Genomic DNA, 6594 nt, shown 5'->3' with positions numbered 1-6594 from the left:
GTTCGGGGGTGGGGGGGATCGTCACTGACGGCTCGTCACCTCCGACCGCCCATTCACTGGCGGCTCGTCACCGCCCCCTCCACCGCAAAGAGTTCGCCCTCCACATGGTCGAGCGCGAGCCGCAGTGCCCCGGTGGCGATGGCCGCCTCGCCCAGCTGTGACAGGACGACCTGCGGAGGGCGCAGACAGTAGCGCGCCAACTCCCCGCGCAGCGGCTCCAGTACACCGTCCAGCCCCGCCGCCCAGCCGCCGATCACCACCAGCTCCGGGTCGAGCGCCAGCACCAGCGCCGCGACGTCGTGCACCAGCCGCTGGAGGAAACGGTCCACCGCTTCCCGGGCCTGCGCCGCGCCCTCCCGTGCCGCCGCGAAGACCGCCGCGACCTGTGCCTCGTCGAGGGGGTGCAGCGGCGTTCCGGTCGTCGACAGCAGCTTCTCCGGCGTTGCCTCGCGGCCGAGCAGATGCAGCGCGCCGATCTCCCCGGCGGCCCCGCCGAAGCCACGGTGCAGCCGCCCACCGATCAACGAACCGGCCCCTGGGCTGAGCCCCGCCAGCACGAAAACGATGTCATCGGAGCCGGTCGCCGCGCCCTGCCAGTGCTCGGCCACCGCGGCGGCGTTCGCATCGTTCTCGACCAGTACGGGGCAGCGGAAGGACCGCCGCAGCCGCTCACCGAGCCGCAGACCCGTCCAGCCCGGCAGGGCGGTGCTCAGGCGTACGGTGCCGTCCGCCTCCACGATGCCCGGGCCGGCCACCCCGACGGCGCGCAGCGCACTGCGGGGCACGCCCGAGCGGCGCAGCAGATCGGCCACCACGGCACGGACCCGCTCCAGCCGCTCCTCGGCCGGTGCGGCCTCCGCCACGGGCCGTTGCGCGCTGTCCAGCACCCGCCCGCTCAGATCGGACAGCAGTGCCGCGATGCGGTGCGGGCCGATTTCGATCCCCAGCAGATGACCGGCCTCCGTACGGAACCGGAATCGCCGGGCGGGCCGTCCCTGGCGGCGCGCACCCTCCCCGGCGGCCGCCTCGGCCACCAGACCGGCCTCGATGAGCCCCTCCACGACGCCCTCGACCGTGGGCCGGGACAGGCCCGTGACCTGGACGAGATCGGTGAGCGTGGGGGCGTCCGCGGCGCGCAGCGCATGCAGCACCACCGTGGAGTTGATCCGTCGCAGCAGGGACGGATCCCCGCCGGTGAGCCGCCCCACGTCCGTCTCCCTCGCTTGCCGTGTGGGGCGGATCGTAGCCGGTCAGAGGGTGCGCGGCGAGCCACGGAGAGGCGGGCGGCCGGTGGTCGGCGAGGGCGGCCATGGACCCGCACGCGGCGTTCCCGCCCCGGGTGCCGATCCCCCCGCTCCCCGGCGCCGCGGTGCCGGGCCCGTCTGCACCGCCGCGACCCGTGCCCGCACCGGGTGGGTCAATTGTCAGACCCGGGAGGTTTACTGACGGCATGACCATGGACGAGCAGCTGACCGCCATCGACCGACTGCGGCTGCGGGCGTTCCCGGCCGAGCCGGTCCGGTCCGGCACGGTCGAGAGCGGCCCGGGCTTTCACATAGCCGGGCTACGGGTCGGCCAGGATTTCTGGGACGCGGACCCCGCCGAGGTGGCCGAGGCCGAGGAGGAATTCGAGGACGATCTGACGGCGCTGGTGCAGGCGCTGTCCTTACGGTGGGGTCCGCCCGAAGTTCTCGATCTCACCCCGCATTTGGAGCGGCTCGCGCAGGGCCTGCCGGTCCGTCCGCCGCTGGACACGCTCTGCGGTTACGTCCCGCGGATGCACGGCTGGCGGGTGGCGGGCCGGTGGATAGGAGTAGGGGTGGGGCAGGGCCAGGCCGAACTCCCCTTCCAGCTGCTGGTGGCGGTAGGGGACGAGCGGGTGGCGTAGGCGGGGAGCAGGGGAGCAGGGGAGCAGGGGAGCAGGGGTGTGTCCGAGGGGGCAGGTCGGCGCCTCACCGCCCCCTCCGGGGACGGCTCACGCCGGTACGGTCACGCCGGGGCGGCGCGGTGCAGCAGGCGGGCGCTGAGGGCCGCGGCGAGGGCGAGGCCGACGGCGGCCGCCAGTACGGCGGTGCGGTCGCCCCAGGCGGTCCAGGCGGCGCCGAAGGCGAGCGAGCAGACGAAGCGCGCGGCGGTCTGGCCGGTCTGCACCACAGCCAGACCGCTGCCGCGGACCTCCTCCGGCACGGCGTCGGCGGTCGCGGCCGCCAGCACCCCGTCGGTAGCTGCATAGAAGGCACCGTGCAGGACGAGCACGGCACAGACCAGCAGCGGGCCGCCGGTGAGCGGGGCCACGAGCAGACCGTAGGCGCCCAGCAGCGCCAGATGCCCGGCCAGGAACAGCCTCCGGCGGCCGAGCCGGTCGGCGATCGCCCCCAGGGGAACGGCCAGCAGCAGGAATGCCGCGGCCGTGCCCAGCGGGAGCAGCGGAAACCACCCCGCCGGCAGATCCAGCCGCCGCTGCAGCGTCAGATAGAGGAAGGAGTCGCTGACGGTGGTCAGCCCCAGCAGCACCGCACACCCCGTCAGCCGGCGTACCTCCGGCCGCCCCAGGAGCGCGCGCACCGGCATCCGCGGCCGGGCCGGGGCCGGTTCGGCGGTAGGCGGAGCGGCGTCCCGGGCGCGGCCCGGGACGAAGAGCAGGAGCACGACCACGCCCAGTACGGCGATGCAGAAGCTGACCGTGAACACCGCGTCATAGCCCTCCGCGGCCGCCCTCAGCAGCAGGAACGCCACCAGCGGACCGCACAGTGCGCCCGCGGTGTCCATCGCCCGGTGCACGCCGAACGCCCGCCCGCGGGTGGCCGGTTCGGCCGCCAGCGAGATCATCGCGTCCCGTGGGGCGGTCCGCAGCCCCTTGCCGGTACGGTCCACGGCCAGCACCGCACCGATCCACGGCAGCGAGTGCACCATCAGCAACAACGGCTTGCAGAGGGCGGAGAGCCCGTACCCCACCGCGGCCACGGTCTTGTGACCGCCGCCCTCGCCCCGGTCCGACAACCGGCCACCCACCAGCCGGACCAGCGCGCTCACCCCGTTGTAGACCCCGTCCAGCACACCGAACCCCAAAGGGGACAGCCCGAGTTCGGTGACGAGGTACAGCGGGAGAACGGCCGTGATCATTTCCGAGGAGACATCGGTGATCAGGCTTACGGTGCCCAGGACGAGCACGGTGGACGGCAGGGCGGCCAGGGAGCGCCGGCCCGGAGCGGGGCGCCGGTCATCCGGCGGAGTGGTGGCAGCGGTCGGCCGGTCGGTGAGATACACGTCAGCTCGCCCAGGTGCCGAGGTCGGCGGCGGCGAGGCCGAACGCTTCGGCGAGCGCACCGCCCCTGCGGCGGCGCGAGCGGCGGATGCGCGGGAAGGAGGCGGAGGAGCGGGACGTGGGGGAAGCGGGGGAGGTGGGGGAAGCCGAGGGGGACGGAGCAGGCACAAAAGCCTCCGTATGGGAGGGGAGGGGTGCGCGGGCGGCGACAGCGTAGAACCGTCACCGCGGCATGTACACGGCTATCGGGTGACGTGGTGCGGAACAGCGGCCGAGCGGGCGGTGCCGCCGGCACGGTGGGCACCGCCGTCCGGGCACCCGACCCCGCGGAACCCCCGGCCGGAGCTCCGGAATCCCCGGCCGGAGCCCCGGAATCCTGGCCAGCGCCCCGGAACCCCCAGGCCCGGCAGCACTCGCCCCCGGCGTCTCACCCGTCGTCGTCCGTCGCGAACGCCGCGGCGCGCAGCCGTCCGAACTCCTCGGCCAGCGCCGTCGGCGTCCAATGGGCGTTCAGCCCGCTCGGGTTGGGCAGCGCCCAGATGCGGGTGTCGCCCAGCGTGCGCTGCTGCGGCCCGATCGCGGCCCGCTTGTCGTCGAACGCGAGGCGATACGCGGTGACCCCGGCGACCGCGAGCCAGCGGGGCCGCAGCCTGGCCACCTTCGCGGCCAGCAGCCGGCCGCCCTCGCGGTACTCCTCCGTGCTCAGTTCGTCCGCCTTGGCGGTCGCCCGGGCCACGACATTGGTGATGCCGAGGCCGTGTGCGAGCAGCTCTTCCTGCTCGTCGGGCCGCAGTCGGCGCGGGGTGAAGCCGGCGGCGTGCAGGGCGGGCCAGAAGCGGTTCCCGGGCCGGGCGAAGTGGTGGCCGGTGGCCGCCGTCATCAGCCCGGGGTTGATTCCGCAGAAGAGCACGCGCAAGCCGCTCGCGGCCACGTCCGGGACGAGGCGGTCGCGAGCGGCTTCCAGCTCTTCGGGAGTGAAGCGCACGGCAGTCGCGTCGGAGGGCAGTCGCGTCAGAGGATGGAGCCCGGGGTGTACGCGGCGGCCTCCGGGAGCTGCTTGGCGATCTCCTCGATCCGGGCGACGACCGACGTCACCTGGTCGGCCGCGGCGCCGGTGAAGGAGAGCTTGTCCGCCATCAGGGCGTCCAACTGGGCCTTGTCCAGCGGGATCCGGGTGTCCGCGGCCAGCTTGTCCAGCAGCTCGTTGCGCTCGACGCCCTGCTCCCGCATGGCCAGCGCCGACGCGACCGCGTTCTCCTTGATCGCCTCGTGTGCCTCCTCGCGGCCCACACCGGCCCGCACGGACGCCATCAGCACCTTGGTCGTGGCGAGGAACGGCAGATAGCGGTCCAGCTCGCGGGCGACGACGGCGGGGAAGGCGCCGAACTCGTCGAGCACGGTCAGGAAGGTCTCCAGCAGACCGTCGAGCGCGAAGAACGAGTCCGGCAGCGCGACCCGGCGCACCACGGAGCAGGACACATCGCCCTCGTTCCACTGGTCGCCGGAGAGCTCACCGGCCATCGAGGCGTAGCCGCGCAGGATCACCATCAGGCCGTTGACGCGCTCGCAGGAGCGGGTGTTCATCTTGTGCGGCATCGCCGAGGAGCCGACCTGGCCGGGCTTGAAGCCCTCGGTCACCAGCTCGTGCCCGGCCATCAGCCGGATCGTCTTGGCGAGCGACGAGGGGGCGGCGGCCAGCTGCACCAGCGCGGTGACCACGTCGTAGTCCAGCGAGCGCGGGTAGACCTGGCCGACGGAGGTGAAGGCCTGCCCGAAGCCGAGGTGCGCGGCGATCCGCCGCTCCAGGTCGGCGAGCTTGGCCGCGTCGCCGCCCAGCAGGTCGAGCATGTCCTGGGCGGTGCCGACCGGGCCCTTGATGCCGCGCAGCGGGTAGCGGGAGAGCAGGTCGTCCAGCCGGCCGTACGCGACCAGCAGTTCGTCCGCCGCGGTTGCGAAGCGCTTGCCGAGCGTCGTGGACTGGGCGGCGACATTGTGCGAGCGGCCGGCCATCACCAGCTCGGCGTGCTGCGCGGCCAGCGAGCCCAGGCGCGCCAGCACGGCAACCGTACGGTCCCGCATCAGCTCCAGCGAGAGCCGCACCTGGAGCTGCTCAACGTTCTCGGTCAGGTCCCGGGAGGTCATGCCCTTGTGGACCTGCTCATGACCGGCGAGGGCGTTGAACTCCTCGATGCGCGCCTTGACGTCGTGCCGGGTGACCTTCTCGCGCTCGGCGATGGAGGCCAGGTCGACGGTCTCCAGGACGCGCTCGTAGTCGGCCAGCGCCTGCTCGGGGACCTCCACCCCCAGGTCCTTCTGCGCACGCAGCACGGCGAGCCACAGCTTGCGCTCCAGCTTGACCTTGTACTCGGGGGACCACAGCACGGCCAGCTCCGCGGAGGCGTAGCGGCCGGCCAGGACATTGGGGATGCGAGGCTTCGCAGACACAGCAGTCACGTGGTCAGAGTCTAGTGGCGGTTTACGCAGGTCGACGCCCCGGTCCCGGCTGTGCTTTCCTCCAAGCCGACGGGCGGGCGCCGGCCGGGGCGCTTCAGCCCTCGTACGGCAGCAGCTCGGGCCGCTTGGCCGGCCGGCCGTCGCCGGAGGACCGGCCGGTGAGCCGCCGGCCCAGCCACGGCACCAGGTGCTCACGTGCGAACCGCAGATCCGCGGTGCGCCGCGCGCGCCAGCCCGGCGGTGCGGCGGACGGCAGCGGCGCGTCCCAGTCCTCCTCCGCGGTCAGCCCGATCGCCTGCCACACGGCCTCCGCCACCCGGCGGTGCCCCTCGGCGTTCAGATGCAGCCGGTCGTCGGCCCACAGCCGCGGATCGGCGAGTGCCCGCGAGGCGTACAGGTCCACGACGACCGCGCCGTGCCGCGCGGCCACCTCGTCGAGGTGCGCGAACAGCTGCTCCATGCGCGGCCGGAAGCGCTCCAGCACGGGGCCCTGCCGGCCGGGGCTGCGCATCAGCACCAGCTGTCCGCCGCCCCTCGCCAGCACTGCCGCGGCCTCCTCGAACCGCGCGCAGACCCGCGCCACCTCGCAGCGCGGCCGCAGGACGTCATTGAGCCCGCCCACCAGCGTCACCAGGTCGGCGCCCATGGCGGCGGCCGGCCCGCACTGCTCGTCGGCGATCTGCCCGATGAGCTTGCCGCGGACCGCGAGATTGGCGTAGCGGAAGCCGGGCGAGGAGGCCGCCAGCCGGGCGGCGAGCAGATCGGCCCAGCCGCGGTACGAGCCGTCCGGCAGGCCGTCCGACATGCCTTCGGTGAAGCTGTCGCCGACCGCGACGAAACTGGTGTAACGGGCATTCATCTCCATGGCGCGGTGA

Annotated in this window: 7 protein-coding genes; 1 reads left to right on the top strand and 6 read right to left on the bottom strand. The window is 73.7% G+C overall.

Annotated features, from left to right (window positions below; genetic code table 11):
- Positions 1-53: 53 nt before the first annotated feature.
- Positions 54-1208 carry an ROK family transcriptional regulator gene (locus EST54_RS00810; protein ID WP_129243688.1) on the bottom strand — a complete coding sequence of 385 codons (1155 nt, stop codon included), beginning with the start codon at positions 1206-1208 and terminating at the stop codon, positions 54-56.
- Positions 1209-1450: 242 nt separating this feature from the next.
- On the opposite strand from EST54_RS00810, the gene EST54_RS00805 reads away from it, so the two are divergent.
- A complete protein-coding gene (locus tag EST54_RS00805; RefSeq protein ID WP_129243686.1) occupies positions 1451-1888 on the top strand; it encodes a hypothetical protein in 438 nt (145 codons plus the stop codon).
- A 101-nt stretch (positions 1889-1989) separates the two neighbouring features.
- Here the strand turns inward: EST54_RS00805 and EST54_RS00800 are convergent, their stop codons facing one another.
- The 5 genes from EST54_RS00800 to EST54_RS00785 form a co-directional block, all read right to left on the bottom strand.
- A complete protein-coding gene (locus EST54_RS00800) occupies positions 1990-3267 on the bottom strand; it encodes an MFS transporter (protein WP_129243683.1) in 1278 nt (425 codons plus the stop codon).
- 1 nt (position 3268) lies between these two features.
- Positions 3269-3433 carry a hypothetical protein gene (locus tag EST54_RS33970; RefSeq protein ID WP_154074002.1) on the bottom strand — a complete coding sequence of 55 codons (165 nt, stop codon included), beginning with the start codon at positions 3431-3433 and terminating at the stop codon, positions 3269-3271.
- Between the two features lie 259 nt (positions 3434-3692).
- Positions 3693-4250, bottom strand: coding sequence for a G/U mismatch-specific DNA glycosylase (gene mug, locus EST54_RS00795; RefSeq protein ID WP_129243680.1), 558 nt, complete (start codon positions 4248-4250; stop codon positions 3693-3695).
- Between the two features lie 26 nt (positions 4251-4276).
- Positions 4277-5710 carry an adenylosuccinate lyase gene (purB, locus tag EST54_RS00790; RefSeq protein WP_129243734.1) on the bottom strand — a complete coding sequence of 478 codons (1434 nt, stop codon included), beginning with the start codon at positions 5708-5710 and terminating at the stop codon, positions 4277-4279.
- A 103-nt stretch (positions 5711-5813) separates the two neighbouring features.
- Positions 5814-6584, bottom strand: coding sequence for an SGNH/GDSL hydrolase family protein (locus EST54_RS00785; RefSeq protein ID WP_129243676.1), 771 nt, complete (start codon positions 6582-6584; stop codon positions 5814-5816).
- Positions 6585-6594 lie beyond the last annotated feature (10 nt).

This window comes from Streptomyces sioyaensis (genome assembly GCF_004122735.1).
Lineage (GTDB): Bacteria > Actinomycetota > Actinomycetes > Streptomycetales > Streptomycetaceae > Streptomyces > Streptomyces sioyaensis.
This window is presented reverse-complemented; position numbering and strand designations above follow the sequence as displayed.

Excerpts from the sequence above, each read along its gene's own strand:
- EST54_RS00785 (WP_129243676.1), bottom strand. The coding sequence starts at position 6,584 with ATGGAGATGAATGCCCGTTACACCAGTTTCGTCGCGGTCGGCGACAGC.
- EST54_RS00805 (WP_129243686.1), top strand. The coding sequence starts at position 1,451 with ATGACCATGGACGAGCAGCTGACCGCCATCGACCGACTGCGGCTGCGG.